We start from the raw sequence: 20,912 nt of genomic DNA on the forward strand, positions 1-20,912 counted from the left end.
GGTGCGCCGGCGCGCTGGCTCAGCGGCCTTCGCGCAGGAAGCGCGCCATCGAGGACACCCCCGGCAAGGCGGGTTCGAACTGGCCGGCCACATCGATGAAGCCGCGCATGATCGCGATTTCGCGCGGGGTGCGGTTGAGCGCGTCGCGGCGGTCGGCATCGGCGCCGGCACGCAGCAGGCGCTGCACCAGCAACGGCAGGCCGTGCAATGCGGCCAGGTGCAGCGGGCCGAAACCGCGTTGATCGGCCACGTCCAGCGAGACGTCTTCGTCGAGCAGGCGTTCGACGCCGGCCAGCACCACCTGCTCGTCGCAGGCGGTGCCCGGTTCCGCGCGCGCGCCCAGCACCAGCAGCAAGGGGCTGACCCGGCCGCCGGCCAGGTAGTCCGGGTCGGCACCGGCCAGCAGCAAGGTATCCAGCAAGGCCAGCAGGCGGCTCTTGTCGCGCGCGGTGAAGCCGTACAGCGCGGCGCAATGCAGCGGCGCCAGGCCTTGGTCGTCGTTGGCGTGCACATCGGCCGCCGCGGTGAGCAGGCGCGCCACGATATCCGGCAGGCCCAGCGCGCAGGCCAGCATCAGCACGGTGACGCCGCCGGGCAGGCGGTGCTCGATCTGCGCGCCGGCCTGCAGCAACGCGGCCACGATCTCGGTCTGACGCATGCTCACCGCCGCCGACAACGGCGTGGCGCCGCTATTGGCCGCGCGTTGCGGGTCGGCGCCGCGACCGAGCAGGTGCGCCACCACGCCCAGATGGCCGCCACCGGCAGCACGCAGCAACGCGGTGCAGCCCTGGGCATCGATCGCATCGACCGGCAGGCCGAGATCGATCAGGCGACGCACCGCATCGGTGTCGCCGACCATTGCGGCGGCCGGCACATCCGCCTCGCGCAGGCTGCGCTGCGGCAGCGACCAGATGCGCCAGTCCAGCCAGTCGGCCAGATCGCGGCGGCCGATCGACAGCGCCACGCCCAGCGGGGTCTGCCCGTCGGCAGCGCGCGCTTCCGGCGAGGCGCCCTGCTTGACCAGCAATTTCAGCGACGCCTCGCGACCCAGCGCGGTGGCCAGGTGCAGCGCGGTCATGCCATGGCTGTCGCGCGCCTCGCGGTCCACGCCGTGTTCCAGCAGCCACTGCTGCAGGCGCAGCCAGCCCAGCCGCACCGCCAGCGACAACGGCGGATCGCCGGCCGCCGACGCGGCGAACGGGTCGGCGCCGCGTTCGAGCAGTTCCAGCGCGAACTGTTCCAGCCCGCGCGATGCCGCATCGTGCTGCACGCAGGCGCTGAGCAGCCGCGTCAGGCCGCCGGCACCGGCCGGCGACACGCCATGGCGCAGCAGCGCCTGCAGCGCCGGCACCGCCTCCACGCCCCGCGACAGCAGCGCAAACATCGGCACATCGCCACAGGCATCGCGCACTTCGGCGTCGGCCCCGTGGCGCAGCAGCCAGTCCACCGCGTCGGCGTTCAAGGCCAGATGCGCGTCGTGCAGCAGGCCGCCGAGTTCTTCCGGGCCGCACAGGCGGGCCAGTGCGACCAGACCGTCGCGCTGGCCGAACTGCAGGCCTTCGCGCAGCAGCACCAGTGGCGGGCGATCGGGCAGCACCGCCACGCCGGGGCTCTCGCCGTGCGCGTCGCTGACCGCCGCCGGCAAGGGATAGCCGGGATCGAGCAACTGCACGATCGCCCAGCGCCCGGCTTCGGCGGCCACATCCACCGCGCGACGGCCGTGCGCGTCGGCGCTGTCGGCCGGCACCTGCAGCTCGAGCAGGCGCCGGATCAGCGCCGGCGACACGCTGTCGGCGGCGCAGGCCAGCATCACCGCATTGCGGCCCTCGCCGTCGATGGCCAGCACATCGGCCTTGCGCGCGACCAGGCGTTCGAGCACACCGCTGCGCGCCTGCCGCGCCGCATCCAGCCACGGCGTACGGCCGAGCAGGTCGCGCGCTTCCAGATTGGCGCCGGCCGCCAGCAGCGCCTCGACGATGTCGCCATGTCCGGCCAACGCGGCTTCGTGCAGGGCACTGCGGCGTTGGCGGTCGCGCGCATCCACGCGCGCCTTGTGCTTGAGCAGCAGCTGCACGCCGGCCGGGTCGTCTTCCTCGGTGCCTGCCGCGGCCAGCAGCACCGGCGCGCCGCCTTCCGGTTCGGAGTGCGCGCCGCGTTCCAGCAGGAACTTGGCCAGCCGCCAGTTGCCGACCTGGCAGGCCATCGCCAGCGGCGAGTGGCCTTCGTTGTTGAGCGCATCGAGCTCGGCGGCGGCATCACGCAGCAGCGCGGCCACGCCTGGGTCGGAACTGCGCACCGCGTGGTGCAGCGGCGTATTGCCGTCGTTGTCGCTGGCGCGCGGGTCGGCCCCGTTGGCCAGCAGCGTCATCACCGCATCCGGGCGGCCATGCCAGCTGTCGCGGGTGGCGGCCAGCAATGGGGTCATGCCGCGATGCGGCTGGTTGACGTCGACGCGGCGCACGATCAGCTCGCGCAGCAGGCGCAGATCCGGCAGCACCGCGGCCAGCGCGGGCAGGCTGCGTTGGTCGCGCCATTCCGGCAGCGGCATCGCCTGCGGGTCGGCGCCGGCGTCGAGCAGCTGCAGCGCACGGTCCACGCGTCCGCTGCGCGCGGCCTCGAACAGCTCCGGCACCAGTTGATGCTGGGCCACCGGCTCCAGCGGACGCGGCTCGGCCGCCGCTTCGGAAAAGAAATCGGCCGCCTGCAGGGCCGCCGGGGCATCGCTGCGCGCCGGGGCGGCGGTGCGTTGCAACAGCAGGTGGGCGGCGGGCAGCAGCACGCTGGCCGCGATCGCCAGACTCCAGCGCAGGCTGCTCGACAACCAGCCCGGCCAGGCCAGCGCCACCACCAGCGTGCACATCGCCAGCACCAGAGCAGCGGCCAGCAGGCCGCGCCAGGCGTGCAACTCCTGCGTCGCCAGCGCATGCCAGCGCGGGGCCAGGGGGCCGCCATCGCGTTCGACCTCGCCCCACAGCGGCCAGGTCCGCCACAACCCGAGCAGCGCGGCGCTGACCGCCACACTCAAGGCCAATGCGGCGGCCAGGCTGCCGCTGTCGCGCAGGGCGGTCAGCGGCCAGCTGATCAGGGCGGCCAGTGCCAGCAGGCCCACACCCCAGATCGTCAGCAGCGGCGGCAAGGCCTGCGCAACCGCACGCGGCCGGCTGGGCAGTGCGCGGCTACCGCGCGCCCACGACACCGCCAGCGCGAACGCCGGCTGCGCCAGCCACAACGTAACCGCGGCGACACCGCCGCCGATGCCGCCCAGCAACGACAACGCCACGCCGGCCAGGCCGGCCAGCGCTGCGGCCCGCAAGCGTGCGGCCCGTGCGGCCTCAGTCATAGTCGCACTCGCCCGCCAGCACCACCGTCTTGGGCAGTTGCAGATAGAAGCCGTGCCTGGCGAGCGCTTCGCGCACCGTGGCCACGTCGGCCTGCGCCAGACGGCGCTCCGGCGTCAACGCCACCTCCAGCACGAACGCGAACGGCGCCAGCTGCGCGTGCACGGCGGCGGGAAGACCGGAGAAGTCGTCGCGCGTGGCGAGATAGACGAAGGTGTCCTGCTTGCGTTGGCTTTTATAGACGTAGGCGTGCATGCGCGCGTGGTCGCGCTCGATCGGCAAGTGTGTCGCAGGATTGTGTCCCAATTGCGCCGATGGCGAAAGCGCGGCAACGCGCGAAAACTCCAGCCCCGTCAGCGACATGACCGGCACGTTCAGTTGCGCCATCGACGGGAGGCGCACCCGCCATCGATATACTGAGTCCACTTCTTGCCAGCCAGACCACCGTGAGCCAAGCGCAGCATTCGTCCCAGATGGCCCCGGTCGCCGTCACCGCTTTTACGTCCACCACCGCGCTCGGCGCCGGGCTCGATGCCCAGGCCGCCGCCCTGACTGCTCGCCGCAGCGGCATGCGTCGCAACGATTTCGGCCCGCAGCCGCTGGCGTGCTGGATCGGCCGCGTCGACGGCGTGGAAGACATCGTGTTGCCGGAGGCCCTGCAAGGCTGGGACTGCCGCAACAATCGCCTGGCCTGGCTGGCCCTGCAGCAGGACGGCATGGCCGAGGCGGTGCAGGCCGCCGCGCAGCGCTACGGCGCCGAGCGCGTGGCGGTGATCATCGGCACTTCCACCTCCAGCATCGGCGCCAGCGAAGAGGCCTACACGCGGCTGGTCGAAGACGCCGACGGCGCGCGCTTCCCCGACGACCTGGATCGCCCGATCGTGCACACCCCGCACTCGCTGGGCGACTTTGTGCAGCACGCCACCGGCCTGCGCGGCCCGAGCGTGACCGTGGCCACCGCCTGTTCGTCCAGCGCCAAGGTGTTTGCGCAGGCCGCGCGCCTGATCGACGCCGGGGTGGTGGATGCCGCCCTGGTCGGCGGCGTGGATACCTTGTGCGGCAGCGTGCTGTTCGGCTTCAACTCGCTGCAGGTAGTGGCGCCAGAGCTGTGCCAGCCGTTCGATGCGCGCCGGGTCGGCCTGAGCCTGGGCGAGGCCGGCGGCTTTGCCATGCTCGAACGCACCGCTGCCGCGCCGGACGCAACGCTGTGGCTGTACGGCTATGGCGAATCCAGCGATGCGCACCATATGTCCGCCCCGCATCCGCAGGGCCTGGGCGCGCAGCTGGCGATGCGCGGCGCGCTCGAACGCGCCGGCCTGGAGCCGGCCGCGGTGGGCTATCTGAACCTGCACGGCACCGCCACCCCGGCCAACGACAGCGTCGAAGCCGCCGCGGTGGCGGCGATCTTCCCGGCCACCCTGCACGCCAGCTCGACCAAGGCCTGGACCGGCCACACCCTGGGCGCAGCCGGCATCGTCGAGTCGGTGATCGCGCTGCTGGCGCTGCGCGACGGCGTGCTGCCGGGCACGCTCAATAGCGAAGTGCCCGACCCCGCCTGCGGCCCGCAGATCCGTTTCGACAATGCCCATTCCAAGATCGATTACGCAATGAACAACTCCTTCGGTTTTGGCGGCAACAACTGCTCGCTGCTGTTCGGGCAGGCCCGCTGATGCTGGCTGCCACCATCGAGGGGATCGGCTTCTGGACCCAGGGCCTGCCGAGCTGGGATGCCGCTGCGGCGTTCGTGCGCGGCGGCGCGCTGCAGGACACCGGAGCACGCCCGGCGCCGCAGCTGCTGGCCGCCAACGAGCGCCGTCGCGCACCGGACACGGTGGCGGTTTCGCTAGAGGCCGCGCTGGCCGCCTGCACCGCCGCCGGCCGCGAGCCGGCCAGCCTGCCGTCGATCTTCACTTCCACGTACGGCGACCTGGCCATCTCCGACTACATGTGCACCACCCTGGCCAGCGACCCCACGGCGATCTCGCCGACCAAGTTCCACAACTCGGTGCACAACGCTGCGGCCGGCTACTGGACCATCGGCGCCGGGGCGATGACCCCCGCCACCGCGATCAGCGCCAGTTTGGGCAGCTTCGCGCAGGGCTTGCTGGAGGCGCTGGTCCAACGTGCCGCCGGCATGGACGCAGTGCTGCTGGCCGGCTACGACGCCCGCTCGGTCGGGCCGCTGGGCCGGGTCGCCCCCAGCCAGGGGCTGCTCGGTGGCGCGCTGGTGCTGGGTGCGCCCGGCCAGGCCGGCAAGCCGCAGTTGCGGGCGCGGCTGGACGACGGCACGCCGACGCCGGGCGCCGGCCCGCTGGCGCGGCATGTCGCCGCCAATGCGATGGCGCCGATGCTGCCGTTGTTCGACCTGATCGCCACTGGCGGCGAACGCGTGGCGCTGTACGCCGGCCCGGGCCGGGTGTTGCGTGTGGAGCTCCAGCAGTGAGCCGGCAGCCGCTGACCCGCGAGGACACCGCGATCCTGGTGCCGGCGCTGAACGAGTCGCTGCGCATCCGCGAAGTGGTCAACGATGCGCTGACCTATTGTTCTAACGTGATCGTGATCGACGACGGCTCCGATGACGGCACCGCCGACTGCATCGCCGGTCTGCCGATCACCTTGATCCGGCATCCGCAGCGCAGGGGCAAGGGCGCGGCGTTGCGTAGCGGGTTTGCGCAGGCGCAGCGGATGGGCATGCGCGCGGTGATGACCATGGACGGCGACGGCCAGCACAAGGCCGCCGATTTCCCGCGCCTGTTGGCGGCGGCCAACCGCCACCCCGGCTGCGTCATCGTCGGCGCCCGCATGCGCAAGCGCGCCACCCAGCCCACCATCCGCCGCATCGGCAACGATTTCGGCGACTGGGGCATCGCCTGGGCCTGCGGCTTCCAACTGGTCGACAGCCAGAGCGGCCAGCGCCTGTATCCGGCCTCGGTGTTCACCCTGCCCGACGTGCCCGGCGAAGGCTTCGTGTTCGAAGCGCAGCTGCTGATTTCCGCCGCACGCCAGGCCGGCGCGCGCGTGGTCGCGGTGCCGATCGAAACCCGCTACGCCGGCACCTCGCCGGGCACGTTCCGCAAGAGCCATTTCCGCCTGGTACGCGATCTGTGGGAAATCACCTCGCATGTGGTGGTCCAGGCCTGGAGCTACGGGCATATCTGGCGCGAGTACCGCCGCGTGCGCGCCAACCCGGTACTGATCGACGACGCTGACGGCGAATTTGCTACTGTGCCCGCGGTTACCAAGGGCAAGCCAACCCCATGAATGCACAGCGTGCCGATGTCGTTATCACCGGTGGTGGCCTGGCCGGCCTGAGTCTGGCCCTGCAGCTGCGCCAACGCGATCCCGCGCTGGCGATCACCGTGCTGGAGCGCCGTGCGCACCCGGTGCGCGAGGCGGCATTCAAGGTGGGCGAGTCCACGGTGGAGATCGGCGCGCATTACTTCGCCGAGGTCTTGGGCCTGCGCGAGCATCTGGAGACCGAGCAGATCCGCAAGTTCGGGTTCCGCTTCTTCTTCTCCGACAAGCGCGAGGACATCGACCGCTGCACCGAGCTGGGCGTGAGCCAGATCCTGCCGACGCCGTCGTGGCAGATCGACCGTGGCCGCTTCGAGAATTTCCTCGGCGAGCGCGCCCGCGCGCAGGGCATCACGTTTGTCGACAACTGCAGCGTCAAGGGCGTGGACCTGTCCGAGGACCAAGCCGACCACGCCGTGCGCTACGAGCGCGCAGGCGAGGCCGGCACGCTGAGCGCACGCTGGGTGGTGGATGCCAGCGGCCGCGCCGGCCTGCTCAAGCGCAAGCTCGGCCTGGCGCAGGACAATGCGCACGACGCCAATGCGGTGTGGTGGCGTGTGGAAGGCCTGATCGACCCCAATGGCTGGTCGCAGGACAGCAGTTGGCTGCAGCGTTGCACGCCGCCGGACCGCTGGCGCTCGACCAACCACATGTGCGGGCCGGGCTACTGGTTCTGGCTGATTCCGCTGTCGTCCGGCGCGCATTCGCTGGGCATCGTCTGCGATGCAACGATGCACCCGCTGGACACGATGAACACCCACGACAAGGCGATGACCTGGCTGCGCACGCATCAGCCGCAGGTCGCCGCCACGCTCGACAAGGCCGACTACCGGCTGCAGGACTTCCTGTTCCTGCGTAACTTCTCCTATGGCTGCAAGCAGGTGTTCTCGCCGCAGCGCTGGGCGCTGACCGGCGAAGCGGGCTTGTTCCTGGACCCGTTCTATTCGCCCGGCAGCGACTTCATTGCGATTTCCAATACCTACATCTGCGAACTGATCGGCCGCGACCGCGCCGGCAGATCGCTCAGCCCGTATGTCGAGCTGTATCAGCAGCTGTATTTCTCGTTCTACGAAAATACCCTGACCCTGTACCAGGATCAGTACGCGCTGTTCGGCGACGCGCAGGTGATGCCGGTCAAGGTGATCTGGGATTACACCTACTACTGGTCGCTGCTGGCGCCGCTGTTCTGCTCCGGACGCATCGCCGACCTCAGCCTGCTCTCACGCATGAAGTCCGATTTTTTCTATGCGCGCGACATGAATCTGGCGATGCAGCGTGTGCTGCACGACTGGGGCCAGCACAACACTGCACAGGGCCTGGCCACCGACGATGGGCGCCTGCTCGATCAATACCTGATCGGCTGGTTCAACGAACTCAATGGCGCCCTGAACGACACCCTCGACGACGACGCCTTTGCCGCACGCATCCACAGCAACGTCGCGCAGATGGCGGTGCTGGCACGCGAGATCCTGCAGCAGGCACGCCAGCGCCATGCCGCACTGCCGGACCACGGGCTGGACGCCTTGACCGCCAACGCCATCGGCGAGCCGATCCTCACCGCCGCCTGGTACGCCGATGCGGCGTGAGTTTGATCGAACGCGCCGGCAACGGCGCGTTCGTTTCTGCATTCAGTCGTGGCATTTATACTTCGGGCATCCGCATTCACAGGAGGTGACCCGTGTATCGAAGACTGCTCTATTCGCTTGTCGTGGCAATCACTGGCGTTATCAGTGCCCAGGCTGTCGCGCAGAACGTTGTGCAGTACACCCCCGAGCCGCTGCTCATGAATGGCAGCGACCTGGTGCCAGTGTGTCGACGCGCCGCTGAAACGCATTACCTCGCGCAAGGTGCCAGCATCTACAACTGGACCGCGTCTTATCACGATCGCGGCGATGGCCTGTATGTCGACGGCCGCCTGCGTGCCAATGGCAATACCGTGTCGGTGCATTGCAGCGCCGCGCGGGGTGCGCACGAGCGCGATCTGGTCATGAGGATCGACGAGACCGGTGGCTAATTCGGTATGCACTGCTGTCGATGTGCAGCGCAGTGTTCGGATGAAACTGAGCTGATCCCAGACCGCACCTCATCGAAGGGCCGCGCAGCGTGCATTGCTTGCACCATGCACACCGACCATCTCGACTGGTCCTTGCTCGTCCACCGTCGCGGGACCTTACGCGGCATGGATGCCGCGTAAGAGCTTACAAGGACGTACTTGCAGCGTGTCCTGCGATGGTGGGCGGGCAAGGACCCCCGCAGCAAACCAGCAGATCAGCCGCTCTCAGCCCATCCCACCATTGATGCCGATGACCTGGCCGTTGATGTAACCGGCTGACTCCGAACACAGAAACGCGACCAATGCGGCCACTTCGTCGGGCTTGCCAACCCGGCCAGCCGGTACCAGTTGCTTGATCACTTCCGGCGCGAAGCTTTCGCCGACCATCTCGCTTTCGATCACGCCCGGCGCGACCACGTTGACGGCGATGCCGCGGCTGGCCATCTCGCGCGACAGCGATTTGCTGGCGCCGTGCAAGGCGGCCTTGGCCGCGGCGTAGTTGGTCTGCCCGCGATTGCCCAGCACTGCCGCCACCGACGACACGCTGACGATGCGGCCCCAGCGCGTACGCGCCATCGGCAGCAGCAGCGGCTGGGTGACATTGAAGAACCCGTGCAGCGATACGTCGATGACCCGATGCCACTGTTCGGCGTTCATGCCCGCCATCGGTGCATCGTCGTGGATGCCGGCGTTGTTGACCACGATCTGGATCGGACCGCCCTCCAGCAGGCTTGCCAGCGCCGCCGCACTGGCCTGCGCATCGGCGACATCGAACGCCACCGCCTCGGCGCTGCCGCCGTCGGCCACGATCGCTGCAACCACGTCATCGGCGCGGGCGATATTGCGATTGGCATGCACGATCACATGGCGCCCCTGCGCCGCCAGCTGACGGCAGATCGCACCACCAAGATCGCCGCTGCCGCCGGTGACAAGTGCGCGGCGCTGTGGAATGGAAGTGCTCATGGAAGCCTCGATGAAAGCCGCAGACACGACGGCGGAAAGAGCCTCATCCTAACGACTCGCAGCAGGCGCAGGAATAGATCCAGCATTGATCGCCCACTTCATGTAGGAGCGCGCTTGCGCGCGATGCGGCATCAGCGCTAAAGCCATCGCGCGCAAGCGCGCTCCTACGAGGCCTCGATGGCCTGCGCGGCGCCCAGCATGACCGTGGCGCGCCCTTCGGCAAGCAATTGCGCGCCGTGGCTCAGGCGAAAACTGTATTGCTGGCTATCCTCGCCCTGCAGCAACACCTGCGCTTCGCAGACGATCGCATCGGGCAGGTCGTCCAGATACGCGACGTGCAGGTCCACCGCACGCAGCGCCACCAGCATGCCTGGGCGCACCGGCTTGCCCGATTCCCGGCCGAGCAAGCCGCCATGCACGGCCATGGCTTGCGCGCCGTATTCGCATAGATGCAGCGCGCGCAGGCGGCCATTGCAACGCAGCGGATGCGTGTCGCTGCGATGGGCATCACTGCGCAACACGATGCGCTGCGCATCCCATTCCAGCACTGCTTCCCACAGGCACATGCTGCCCTGGTGCGGAATCAGCGCGGCAATTGCCTCACGTCCCTGCATGTGCATCTCCGTGTCTTGCGCGCTCCAGCGCCGGCTCGCGCGATACCAGCAAGGCGAGGATGAAATTGAACAATACCCCCAGCGCCACCGTGCTGCCGATCGCACGCAACACCGGGATGCTGGAGGCAGCCAGTAGCGCGAACACCAGCAGCGTCATCAGGCTGCACACGATCAGCGCATGCAGCGTGCGCAGTTGGTCGGCGTGATCGTCGCCGGCATGGTCGAAGAACAACGCGTAATCCAGGCCCAGGCCTGCCGCCAGGATCAGCGCGATCAGATGGAACAGGTTGAGCTCCACCCCCATGCCGCGCAGGATCGCCAGGATCAGCACCGTGGTCAGCGCCATCGGCAGCAATACGCGCACGATCCGGCGCGGGCTGCGCAACGCGATCGCCACCGTCACCGCCAGCAGCAGCGCGGCCAGCACCAGCGCGCCGAGCACACGTCCGCGATACGCGGCCACAAGGGACTCGGACGCGTCCTTCAGATCCAGCAACTGCGCGCCGCTGCCTTGCACGGCGGCAGCCAGTACCGACGGATCGCGCAGGCCGGTCAACGACACCAACGCAGTGCTGCGATCGCCGCGACCCAGCAGCAGCCCGCCGACCGACGTTGCCAGCGGCGAGCCGGCCAGGTCCTTCGGCAACAGCGGCGCGGCGCGCTTGGCAGCGTCCAGGTCCTGCAGGAACGGCGCGAACGCGTCGCTACGAAACGGTGTGGCGGCCACCGCACTGTCGGTCAATGCGCGCGCTTGCGCAGCATCCGGCAACGCGGCCTGACGCGCATGCTGGGTCTTGATGCTGGGCAGATAGCGTGCAGCCATGTCGTAACCGGTCAATGCGCCGGCGCGCACCAGGGCATCCAGGCGCGGGCGCAACTGCTCGCTGGCCTGCAGCGCAGCCTCGTCGTTGGCGGCAGTCAGCGCGAGCACGTAACGCACGTCGGGGGCACCCAGTTCCTGGCGCAGATGCGTGTCCTGCGCCAGGGCCTTGGGCGGCACGGGGGTCAATTTCGACAGATCGTTCTGCCAGAACTGCCCCGGCGCGAACGCGATCACCGCGATGCCGATCAGCGCAATCACTGCCAGGCTGATGCGCGGCCGTGGCAGGCGCGCGATACCGCGCCACAGCGCGGCGAGCATGCGCGAATCGGCGTAGTCGCGCGGCGCCGGGTCGATCAACGACGGCAACAGCCACCGCGTGGTGATCGCGGCGGTCGCCAGCCCGGCGATGGTGAACACCGCCAGCTGCCGCAAGCCGTCCACACCGGAAAACAGGAAGGTCACATAGGCAATGCAGGTGGACACCACGCCGGTGGCCAGCGTCGGCCATAGATGACGCGCGTTGTCGCGCGGATCCAGACCCGGACGTTGATGACTGAACAGGTGGATCGGGTAATCCTGCACCACGCCGATCAGGGTGAAGCCGAAGGCCACGGTGATGCCGTGCACGCCATCGAACAGCAGCGCCACCGCAGCCAGACCGGCTAGGCCGGCACTGGCCAACGGCAGCACGCCGAGCACCGGAATCTTCCAGCTGCGATAGGCGACCAGCAGCAACAACACCAGTCCCACCGTATCCAGCGTCCCGATCCATTGCGCCTCGCCCTGCGTGCGCGCGGTGATTTCCACGGCGAATGCACCGGGGCCGGTCAAGGTAAGCCGGGTCGTGCTGCCCTTGCTGACCTTGGCGAAGGCCGCCTGCACTGCGTCGTAGGCCAGTTGCTGGCCGGTGGGATCGAAGCCAGCTGCGCGCGTCTGCACGACCAGCAAGGCCGAGGTGCCGGCACGGTCGAACCACACCTCGTTGCGCGTCTGCGGCGCCGCGGCCGGCTGCAGGGTTTCGGCCAGATGCAGCACTTCCAGCGTGGGGTCGCGCGGCAGCAACGGCTCCACCAGCGCCGCCGCCGGCGACCCCAGATCCTGCACGCGCGACTGCAATGCCGCTTGCAGGGTGTGCGCATCCAGCGGCGTAGTGTCGAAGCTGTCGCTGAGCAGATAGCGATACGGCAGCAGGCGCTCGGGGATCGCATCCAGCCCCGCAGTACCGCCATTGCCGACCAGCTCGAACAGCTGCGGCTGCGCAGCCAGGGCCTGCTGCAGGGCCTGCGACTGCGTGGCCAGCGTGGCCGGGTCGCTGTTGGACAGCGCCATCAGCAACAGGCGCGAGCCGGGGCCTTCGCCCAGTTCTTCGATCAGCAGTTTCTGCGCCGGCGTGCGTGGGGCGGGCATGAATTTGCGCAGATCGCCGGTGACCTTGAGCGTCTCGCTCAACCAGAACCCGGCCACCGCCAGCAACGCCAGCCATAGCAGCGCCAAGCCGATGCGGCGGTTTGCGTTCAACTTAAACGCCATGCGCAAGCCTCGCTGTGCCAGCCGAACGTCCACCGGCCGCGCGCGCGGCATCGGGCTGTGCGGGCGCCTTCCCGTTGCTGCGGGCGGGCATGAATTTGCGCAGATCGCCGGTGACCTTGAGCGTCTCGCTCAACCAGAACCCGGCCACCGCCAGCAACGCCAGCCACAGCAGCGCCAGGCCGATGCGGCGGTTTGCGTTCAACTTAAACGCCATGCGCAAGCCTCGCTGTGCCAGCGGAACGTCCACCGGCCGCGCGCGCGGCATCGGGCTGTGCGGGCGGCTTGCTTGCGCCGTGGGCGCGCTGCGTCACGCGCCCGACCCGTGGCATAGCGTGGTCAGCGCCGCCGCATCGGTCACGCTTGCGGCCTCGCGCGCCGCACCGGCCAGCAGCGTGCGTTGCACGTCGCCCTTGGCCGGCTGGCTCTCGATGCAGCGCAACTCGTCATTGCGCCCGTACAGCCGCAACTCGCGCACCTGCTTGGCCACGGCAGCGTCCTTGGGCTGCAGCGTCAGTTGCCAGGCCTGCGGCTGGCCCTGCCCGCTGATGCGGTAGTGCTGCTCCAGCAGCGCGCGGTCGCCGGCCAGCAATGCGCCGAAGCCGGACTTCAAGCCGGCCAGTTCGGGCACCCGGCTTAGCGAAAACCGCCGCGGCGATTTGCCTTCGCGTTCCAGCACGCCTTCGTCGCCCTGCAACGTGGTGGTCTCGCGATACGGCGCGCTGACCTCGCGCACCAGGGTCTGCGCGTCCGGGCGACGGTAATGGCCCTGCACGCGCAACGGCGTCTTCAGCAACGCCGAGCCACGCAGTTCGACGAACTCGGTACTGACCGGTGCGGGGCGTGCCAGGCGCTGCAGCACCTGGCCGACGTCCAGCGTCTCAGGCGGTGCGGCGCATAGCGGTGCGGCGCTGAACAGCAGTATCAGCATCCACGGCAGGGTGCGGCACATCGGCATGGTGGGTGTTCCAGAAATCGTAGAAGTTGAACCAGTTGTACGGCGCGTAGCGTGTGTAATGTTCCAGCCTGGCCGCGTAATCGCGCATGAGTACCGCCAGCACCGGTGCGCGCTGACGACGCGGCACGTCCAGGCCCTCGCTGAAGGTCTCGAACGCCAGCTCGTAATGATTGCCGCCGCGGTACAGGCCGAACGCCAGCACCACCGGCACTTTCAGCGCTGCGGCGATCAGCCACGGCGAGGTCGGGAACATCGCATTGCGGCCAAGGAACGTCGCCGGCAACGCCGGGTCGCCCTCGCGCGGGCGATCGATCAGCAGCGCCACCAGCGCACCGGCGTCGGTGGCGTCCTTGATCGCCATGACGATCGAGGTGGCGTCCATGCCGGCGTCGATGATGTTGGCGGCCAGCTGCGGATTCAGCGCGCCCAGCAGCTCGGTCATGGCGCGGTTGTGCGCCTTGTCCAGCACCACCTTGACCTGCACGTCCGGCCGCTCGGTGGCCAGCACGCGCAGCGCATCGAAGCTGCCCAGGTGAGAGCCGAAGATCAGCACGCCGCGGCCGCGATCCATCTGCGCATGCAGCTGGTCCAGCCCGGTGATGTCGACCCGGAAGCGCTGCATCTGCCCGCACAGCATGTACACGCGGTCCAGAATCGTCGAGGCGAAGGTGTGGATATGCCGCGCCACATCGCGCAGCGTGGCCGGGCGCTCCAGCACGCGCGTCAGATAGGCACGCGAGGCGCTGCGCTCGGGCGCACGCACCAGCAGGAAGTACAGCGTGATCGGGTACAGCAACGCGCGCCCCACCGCGCGCCCGGCGTGCTGGGCGATGCCGCGGATCAGCCACAGCGCGAAACGTCCGCCGCCTTCCGGGCGCTGCTTCCACTGACTGCTCATTGCGCCGCCTCCGCCACCAGTTCGCCGCTGACTAGCAGCTCGTCGGCGCGCTGCACGCGAAAGCGCCAGCGCGGGCCGGCGCCGTCCAGCGTGACCGATGCCGTCTGCCCGGGCAGCAACGGCTGCACGAACTTCACCTGCGGCAGGCGTGCCGCCGCGCGTGGGCCATGCGCGGCCTCCACCGCCTGCAGCACATGGTCGAGCACGACCACACCAGGCACCACGGGGCGCCCCGGAAAGTGCCCGGGCAGGCAGGGATGATCATGCGGCACGACGAAATCCATAAGCGGGTAACTCAAATCCTGGGTTGGAGCATCGCAGCCACGGCGTTATGTGCCTGCTCGGTCAATTGCTGGCGGTCCGGCGCGCCCGGCCCGGTCACCGGGATCGGATCGCCGATCCGCACCCGGATGATGCCCGGGCGCACCCTGAACATACCCTCCACCGGCAGCACCTTGCCGCAGCCATCCACCGCCACCGGCACCACCTGCACGCCAGCATCGATAGCGGCCTGCAACAGCCCGGCCTTGAATGGCAATAATGCGCCGCTGCGGCTGCGGGTGCCTTCGGGAAACAGACACAACTGCTTACCCTCGCGCAGCAGCGCGGCAGCCTGGCGGCGCACCATCGCGCCGGCACGGCGGCTGTCGCGGTCCAGGAACAGCATGCCGGTGGCCCGCGCATACCAGTTCACGAACGGCACCTTGAGCATTTCGTCCTTGAGCAGGAAGCGCAGCGGCACCGGCAAGGCGTAGAACAACGCGCAGATATCGATGATCGACTGGTGGTTGCTGACGAACAGATAGTTCCTGGACCAGTCCACGCGCTCGCGGCCTTCCACGATCACCGTGGCGCCGGCGCCGCGAAACAGCACCGGCGACCACATCCACGCGCCCATGCGCAGCAGGCGGTCGGCATCGCGCGTGATCGCCAGCAACGCCAGCGCATAGACAATTCCGCCAGCGGTAAACGTCAGCGTGAAGGCCAGTTGCAGCAGATTGAACACGGCCCACGCCAGGCGCGACGGCATCCTTGCCAGCGGCATTTTTGTCTTGTCCCCGAAAATATGCACGTACGTCGCTGCCCCTGGCCACGCACTCAGCGCAGCAGATCGCGCCAGAATTCCGGCCCGAGCCGCGCCATCTGGCGCAAGAAGTCTGGCAGATTACGATAGGGGCGCTGTGGAAACCAGCGGCCGCGGAATAGATATTCGCCTACAAAGAACCCGCCAACCACCCCGTACGCCAGCAGATTGGCGAACAACGATGCGCGCGCGTCGCTGATCGGCAGCGGCGAGGCATAGCCCAGTTGCGCCAGCACGCCACTGGGTTCGGCGCACAGGCCCAGCACCAGGTTGACCAGGGTCAGCGCGCACAGCAGCAGCGCCCAGGCCAGGGTGAGGCGGCGCGTGTAGCGGTACTGCTCCGGAGTGATCGGCATGCCGGCCTGGCGATACAGCCCTTCGACAATGCGCGTGATCAGCGGCGTGCGCCCGCGGCGCAGGCTGCGGCCGAAGAACCAGGCGATCCAGCCGGTGAACACCACCGGCGGCGCGGCCAGCACCAGCATCGCGTACGGCGAGTGCCACAACGCGCTCAGGCCCAGCAAGGTCAGCACGGCCAGCGCCCAGGCCCAGGCCCGGCGCGCAACCATCGGCTCGATCAGCACCATCAGCACCAGCAAGCCACCGGCGATGACGGCCAGCTCCGGGCGATGGCTGGCGTTGGCCCAATGCGCCAGCGGCGAATACGCCACCGCCAGCAGCACGCCCAGCCCCAGCACCCACGGGGGCGCATCGCCGGGCGCGGCGGTCGCAACCTCAGACGGTCTTGTTAGCTTCGACATGCGCCGACAATGCGCGCAGCGACGCGAAGATGCGACGGTTCTCGTCATTGTCCGAGCGCAGCTGGAAGCCATAGCGCTTGCTGATCGCCAGCGCCAGTTCCAGCGCGTCGATCGAATCCAGTCCCAGCCCGGTGTTGAACAACGGCGCCTCCGGGTCGATGTCGGCGGGCTGGACGTCTTCCAGGTTCAGGCTTTCGACCAGGAGTTCGGCCAGTTCACGTTCGGCAGCGGTTTGCGAGGACATCCAGAGAGCTTCCAGGTGAGGGTCGGGCGACAGATTCACAGCGAAATTGCAGAACAACCACCACAGCGGCGCGGACAACCGTCAGGTCGGCATCGGCGATGCTGCGGAACACAGACAGTGTACGTCGCCGTGACGGCCGATTCCGAGCACTCGCCACGCCGGCCTTGCGGCCACATTGTCGAGGGTGTCGATGGTTGTGCAACAGCGATTCGGCGGCCGGCATACCTGTCCGGGCCGCCGGTCAGGCTATCATGACTGCATGACGCTCGCCCGCTGCAGGTTCGTTCCAGGATGACTTCCACCGCTGTTGGCCCTACCCCGACCGCCAAGCCGGCAGCCGGGCCGGCTCCCGGACCCGAGTGCCCGGATGTCCTGATCATCGGCGGCGGGCCGGCAGGCTGCGCGGCCGCCATCGTCCTGGCCCAGCAGGGCTGGCAGGTGACCTTGCTGGAGAAGGCGCAGCATCCGCGCTTCCATATCGGCGAGTCGCTGCTGCCGATGAACATGCCGATTCTCGAACGCCTGGGCGTGTTGGAAGAGGTGCGCAGCATCGGCGTGCTCAAGCGCGGTGCGGACTTTCCCAACGACAGCGGCGGCTACAACACCTTCCGCTTCTCGCATGCGCTGGATGCCAAGGCCGATTTCGCCTTCCAGGTGCCGCGTGCGCAGTTCGACCAGGTGCTGTTCAAGCGCGCGCGGGCGGTGGGCGTGGATGCGCGCGATCAGGTCAAGGTCGAAGCGGTGGAATTCGACGGGCAGCAGCCGGTACTGCAGGCGCAAGGCGCGGCAGGGATGCAGCAGTTCCGCCCGCGCTATCTGCTCGATGCCAGCGGCCGCGACACCTTTCTGGGCAACCGCTTCAAGCTCAAGCGCGCCAATGCCAGGCATCAATCGGCCGCATTGTTCAGCCACTTCCGCGGCGTGACGCGCCGACCGGGCGAAGATGCCGGCAACATCAGCATCTACCGCCACGCGCATGGCTGGATGTGGCTGATCCCGTTGCCGGACGACATCATGAGCGTGGGCGCAGTCTGCTATCCGGAATACATGAAGACCCGCAAAGGCGACAGCGAAGGCTTCTTCATGCGCACGCTTGCGCTCAATGCCGAGCTCAACGCGCGCATGCTCGGCGCCGAACGCGTGGCCCCGGTGCATGCCACCGGCAATTACGCCTACGAATGCACGCGCATGTCTGGCCCGCGCTGGTTGATGCTGGGCGATGCCTACACCTTCGTCGACCCGATGTTTTCGTCGGGCGTGTTCCTGGCCATGCACAGCGCCGAGCGCGGTGCGGCGATGGTGGACCAGGCCCTGCGCATGCCGCAGCACGAGGCGAAACTGCAGCGCGCCTTGCAGCGCGAACTCAAGCGCGGCGTGGACGAGTTCAAGTGGTTCATCTACCGCTTCACCTCGCCGACCATGCGCGCCCTGTTCGCGCAACCGCAGAACACCTGGCAGATCGAGGAAGCGGTGGTGGCGATGCTGGCCGGCGATGTGTTCGACAGCCCCAGGGTGCGCCTGCGCCTGCGCGCGTTCCGCGCCATCTATGCACTGACCACCTTGTCGATGATGCCGCGCGCCTGGCAGTCCTGGCGCCAACGCCGACGTCAGGCCACGCTCGGCTTCGACGGCGACACCTTGCAACGCGACACGCAACAACGAGATACGCGATGACCGCTTCCCAGGCCCAGACCACGCACACCGTGCGCCATCCCCGCCTGCAGGTCGACTATGTCGATCAGACCGACCCGTCTGCGCTGCTGGCCGATCCGCAGGTGCTGGCCGTGTTCGGCTTCGGCACGGCGGCGCCGCGCCTGGACGACCCACGCTACCTGCGCGTGCCGCTGCAGCCGTATCAGGCCGACGTGCTGGAGGTGTGGCGCAGCGATGCGGCGGTGCACAGCGGCCGCGATGGCAACATCGCCTGGGCCAGCGACGGCCGCCTGCAGTTCGGCGTGATCGAAATCGACGAGCAGGATGTCGATATCGAAGCCGCCGCCGCCAGGGCCTATGCGGAAATCACCGCCTTCGTCACCGGCAGCCAGACTCCGCGCCTGCTGCGTATCTGGAACTATCTGGACGCCATCACCCTGGGCAGTGGCGACCGCGAACGCTACCGGCAGTTCTGCGTGGGCCGTGCGCGCGGCCTGGGCGCCTTCGACAATGCGCAGTTGCCGGCCGCCACCGCGGTGGGACGCTGCGATGCCGAGCGCATCATCCAGATCTACTGGCTGGCCGCCAGCGACGCCGGCACCCCGCTGGAAAATCCGCGCCAGGTCAGCGCCTACAACTACCCGCGCCAATACGGCCCGCAGCCGCCGAGTTTCGCGCGCGCCATGTTGCCGCCGGCCGGCAGCGACATGCCGCTGCTGCTGTCAGGCACCGCCGCCGTGGTCGGGCATGCCTCGATGCACACCGGCCAGTTGCTGGCGCAGCTGGAAGAGACCTTCGCCAACTTCGATGCCCTGCTCGGCGCCGCCCGCCAGCATGCCCCCGCCCTGCCCGCGCAGTTCGGCGCCGGCACCCGCCTGAAGGTCTACGTGCGCGAACAGGACGATCTACCCAAGGTCGCGCAGGCGCTGGACGCCCGCTTCGGCGACGCGGTGCCGCGTCTGCTGCTGCACGCGGTGATCTGCCGCGACGAGCTGGCGGTGGAGATCGATGGGGTGCATGGGTGAGCGATTGCGGGCGTCAGTACTGATGCCCGCTGCAGCCACGCGGCAGCAATGCTCGGTGGCGAGACCCGCGCTCAGCCGTTGAGCAAACCCAGCACCACATCGCGTGGCAGCTTGCCGGTTTCGTTACGTGGCAGTGCGGCGAGTTTGCGCAGGCGGCGCGGCAGGAACACCGGGTCGACGCTGACACGCAGGGCGGCGAGGATCTGCGCTTCGTCCAGGGTCGGGGCGACCACCAGTGCGGCGATGCGGCCGACCGCCTGACCGGGCTCGGGTGCGAGCTGCACGATGGTGCCGTCGACGACGCCGGGGATGGCCAGCAGGCGACGGGTCAGATCGGCCAGCGAGGCGCGTTTGCCGGCGATTTCCAGCAGATCGGCCTGCCGGCCACGCACCTGGAAGGTGCCGTCGGCAGCCACGTCCATCATGTCGGCCAACAGCACCGGCGTGGCCAGATGCGGTGCATGCACCAAGGTGCCTGCCGCCTGCGTTTCCAGGCGCACACCGGGTAGCGGTGTCCACGCCGCCTCCAGCGCGGTGCGGCGCACCGCGAACACGCAGGTTTCGGTGGAACCGAACATCTCGCGCACCTCGCCGCCAAACCGCGCTTCGGCGGCCGCGGCCACCTCCTGCGCCAACGGCGCGGTGGCCGAGACGATGCCGACCAGCGGCGGCAACGCCACGCCGGATTCGACCAGCGCGCGCAGGTGCACCGGTGTGGTCACCAGCACGCGCGGGGCAGGAATGTCCGACAGCGCGCGCGCCACATCGTCCGGGAAGAACGGGCGGCCCGCATGCACCGCAAGCTCGGTCACCATCGGCAGCAGCACCGACAATTCCATGCCGTACATATGTTGCGGCGGCACCGTGGCGACCACGTGCGGCACCGCATCGGTGTGCGCCCACAGGCTTTCCAGCGCGACCAGATCCTGACGCGTACTGGTCAGGAAGCTGCCCCAGGTCTTGGGGTTGGGCTGCGGGCTGCCGGTGCTGCCGGAGGTAAAGCCGATGGCCACCAGGGCATCGTCGGCCAGCTGCGGAATCGGGCCTGCGGCCTGCGGCAACTCGGCCGGCAGCTGCCAATAGCGCGGCGGTGCCAGCTCCAGCGCCAGATCGCCCAGGCAATACGCATCGGCATGCCGCGCCTGCACTTCGCCGACCACGGCCGGCGCGCGCGATGACGGCAGCAGCGACACCTGCCCGCGCAACGCGCACGCATAGAACGCGACCATGAAGCGATAGCGGTCTTCGCACAGATTCACCGCGTGGCGACCGTCCGGCAATTGCTGCGCCAGGCCATGCACGTGTGCAATGAAGGTGGCCAGATCAACCGACTGCCCCGCGCGCCAGGCCAGCGGCCGGCCGGGCGCGCCGACGGCCATCGGGTGGGAAACGGCAGGAACAGGCAGGCTGGACATGGGAACCGGCAATCGCAAAAGCGCGCTAGCTTGGCCGCCACCTGCCCTGCTGGCAAGTCGGGAGGTTTCCGGCTGCGCCACGAGGGCCGCGGTCGGGAACCTCGGCGAGGCCCATGCGCGAAGCACATTCCAACTCATTGCAGCTGCGCATCGCAGCTGGAGTGCATTGGCCGTCAAGCGCGTACGCACCCTGCGGGCCAACGCGCGCACAACTGTTTATGGTCGCGTCCGCCACTCGGCCATGCCTTGCCTATTTGATAAC

20 protein-coding genes are annotated in these 20,912 nt (G+C 68.8%); 7 read left to right on the top strand and 13 right to left on the bottom strand.

The genetic code is table 11. The features are described 5' to 3' along the window. Positions 1–19: 19 nt before the first annotated feature. Together AC1PLA_RS19820 and AC1PLA_RS19825 are read right to left on the bottom strand one after the other, a co-directional pair. Positions 20–3,340 carry an ankyrin repeat domain-containing protein gene (locus AC1PLA_RS19820; RefSeq protein ID WP_481105201.1) on the bottom strand — a complete coding sequence of 1,107 codons (3,321 nt, stop codon included), beginning with the start codon at positions 3,338–3,340 and terminating at the stop codon, positions 20–22. Beyond that, positions 3,333–3,593: a YcgL domain-containing protein gene (locus AC1PLA_RS19825; protein WP_039529613.1), complete on the bottom strand. Its 261-nt coding sequence runs from the start codon at positions 3,591–3,593 to the stop codon at positions 3,333–3,335. The genes AC1PLA_RS19820 and AC1PLA_RS19825 overlap by 8 nt, the downstream gene beginning before the upstream one ends. A 218-nt stretch (positions 3,594–3,811) precedes the next feature. Here AC1PLA_RS19825 and AC1PLA_RS19830 point away from each other — a divergent pair, with 218 nt between their 5' ends. The 5 genes from AC1PLA_RS19830 to AC1PLA_RS19850 all read left to right on the top strand — a co-directional run bounded on the left by AC1PLA_RS19830 (position 3,812) and on the right by AC1PLA_RS19850 (position 8,646). Further along, positions 3,812–5,008, top strand: coding sequence for a beta-ketoacyl-[acyl-carrier-protein] synthase family protein (locus AC1PLA_RS19830; RefSeq protein ID WP_024940579.1), 1,197 nt, complete (start codon positions 3,812–3,814; stop codon positions 5,006–5,008). Beyond that, positions 5,008–5,781: a beta-ketoacyl synthase chain length factor gene (locus tag AC1PLA_RS19835; RefSeq protein ID WP_104593392.1), complete on the top strand. Its 774-nt coding sequence runs from the start codon at positions 5,008–5,010 to the stop codon at positions 5,779–5,781. Before AC1PLA_RS19830 ends, AC1PLA_RS19835 begins: the two co-directional genes overlap by 1 nt. Then, complete coding sequence (locus tag AC1PLA_RS19840; RefSeq protein WP_481105202.1) at positions 5,778–6,599, top strand: glycosyltransferase family 2 protein; 822 nt, start codon at positions 5,778–5,780, stop codon at positions 6,597–6,599. Before AC1PLA_RS19835 ends, AC1PLA_RS19840 begins: the two co-directional genes overlap by 4 nt. After that, entirely contained in the window at positions 6,596–8,218 is a 1,623-nt protein-coding gene (locus AC1PLA_RS19845; RefSeq protein ID WP_481105203.1) for an NAD(P)/FAD-dependent oxidoreductase, read from the top strand. Before AC1PLA_RS19840 ends, AC1PLA_RS19845 begins: the two co-directional genes overlap by 4 nt. 197 nt (positions 8,219–8,415) lie before the next feature. Next, positions 8,416–8,646, top strand: a complete 231-nt coding sequence (locus AC1PLA_RS19850) for a hypothetical protein (protein ID WP_228600172.1) — start codon at positions 8,416–8,418, stop codon at positions 8,644–8,646. 264 nt (positions 8,647–8,910) lie between these two features. On the opposite strand, the gene fabG is transcribed toward AC1PLA_RS19850, so the two are convergent. The 10 genes from fabG to xanC all read right to left on the bottom strand — a co-directional run bounded on the left by fabG (position 8,911) and on the right by xanC (position 16,557). Next, entirely contained in the window at positions 8,911–9,648 is a 738-nt protein-coding gene (gene fabG / locus AC1PLA_RS19855; RefSeq protein ID WP_039512713.1) for a 3-oxoacyl-ACP reductase FabG, read from the bottom strand. Between the two features lie 164 nt (positions 9,649–9,812). Further along, entirely contained in the window at positions 9,813–10,262 is a 450-nt protein-coding gene (locus AC1PLA_RS19860; RefSeq protein WP_481105204.1) for a hotdog family protein, read from the bottom strand. Further along, entirely contained in the window at positions 10,249–12,615 is a 2,367-nt protein-coding gene (locus AC1PLA_RS19865; protein WP_166769561.1) for an MMPL family transporter, read from the bottom strand. The genes AC1PLA_RS19860 and AC1PLA_RS19865 overlap by 14 nt, the downstream gene beginning before the upstream one ends. Further along, positions 12,605–12,880, bottom strand: coding sequence for a hypothetical protein (locus AC1PLA_RS19870; protein ID WP_181143298.1), 276 nt, complete (start codon positions 12,878–12,880; stop codon positions 12,605–12,607). Before AC1PLA_RS19870 ends, AC1PLA_RS19865 begins: the two co-directional genes overlap by 11 nt. Positions 12,881–12,922: 42 nt before the next feature. Next, positions 12,923–13,570 (bottom strand): LolA-related protein, encoded by a 648-nt coding sequence (locus AC1PLA_RS19875; protein WP_039512723.1) that lies wholly within the window; start codon positions 13,568–13,570, stop codon positions 12,923–12,925. Next, positions 13,494–14,468 carry an LpxL/LpxP family acyltransferase gene (locus AC1PLA_RS19880; RefSeq protein WP_039524636.1) on the bottom strand — a complete coding sequence of 325 codons (975 nt, stop codon included), beginning with the start codon at positions 14,466–14,468 and terminating at the stop codon, positions 13,494–13,496. Before AC1PLA_RS19880 ends, AC1PLA_RS19875 begins: the two co-directional genes overlap by 77 nt. Further along, positions 14,465–14,752, bottom strand: a complete 288-nt coding sequence (locus AC1PLA_RS19885; RefSeq protein ID WP_102255125.1) for an ApeI family dehydratase — start codon at positions 14,750–14,752, stop codon at positions 14,465–14,467. Before AC1PLA_RS19885 ends, AC1PLA_RS19880 begins: the two co-directional genes overlap by 4 nt. Positions 14,753–14,763: 11 nt before the next feature. Then, positions 14,764–15,513, bottom strand: a complete 750-nt coding sequence (locus tag AC1PLA_RS19890; RefSeq protein ID WP_481105205.1) for a lysophospholipid acyltransferase family protein — start codon at positions 15,511–15,513, stop codon at positions 14,764–14,766. Between the two features lie 53 nt (positions 15,514–15,566). After that, positions 15,567–16,250: a COG4648 family protein gene (locus AC1PLA_RS19895; RefSeq protein WP_481106235.1), complete on the bottom strand. Its 684-nt coding sequence runs from the start codon at positions 16,248–16,250 to the stop codon at positions 15,567–15,569. A gap of 37 nt (positions 16,251–16,287) precedes the next feature. Continuing rightward, on the bottom strand, positions 16,288–16,557 hold the full coding sequence (xanC, locus tag AC1PLA_RS19900) for a xanthomonadin biosynthesis acyl carrier protein XanC (protein WP_011260626.1): 270 nt from the start codon (positions 16,555–16,557) through the stop codon (positions 16,288–16,290). Between the two features lie 291 nt (positions 16,558–16,848). On the opposite strand from xanC, the gene AC1PLA_RS19905 reads away from it, so the two are divergent. After that, positions 16,849–18,231, top strand: coding sequence for an NAD(P)/FAD-dependent oxidoreductase (locus tag AC1PLA_RS19905; protein WP_481105206.1), 1,383 nt, complete (start codon positions 16,849–16,851; stop codon positions 18,229–18,231). Next, positions 18,228–19,235, top strand: coding sequence for a chorismate transformation FkbO/Hyg5 family protein (locus tag AC1PLA_RS19910; protein WP_166773871.1), 1,008 nt, complete (start codon positions 18,228–18,230; stop codon positions 19,233–19,235). The genes AC1PLA_RS19905 and AC1PLA_RS19910 overlap by 4 nt, the downstream gene beginning before the upstream one ends. A gap of 71 nt (positions 19,236–19,306) precedes the next feature. Here AC1PLA_RS19910 and AC1PLA_RS19915 read toward each other — a convergent pair whose 3' ends face one another. Next, complete coding sequence (locus tag AC1PLA_RS19915) at positions 19,307–20,650, bottom strand: AMP-binding protein (protein ID WP_026064401.1); 1,344 nt, start codon at positions 20,648–20,650, stop codon at positions 19,307–19,309. Positions 20,651–20,912: the final 262 nt, after the last annotated feature.

The sequence above is a fragment of the Xanthomonas sp. NCPPB 1826 genome, from assembly GCF_056725285.1.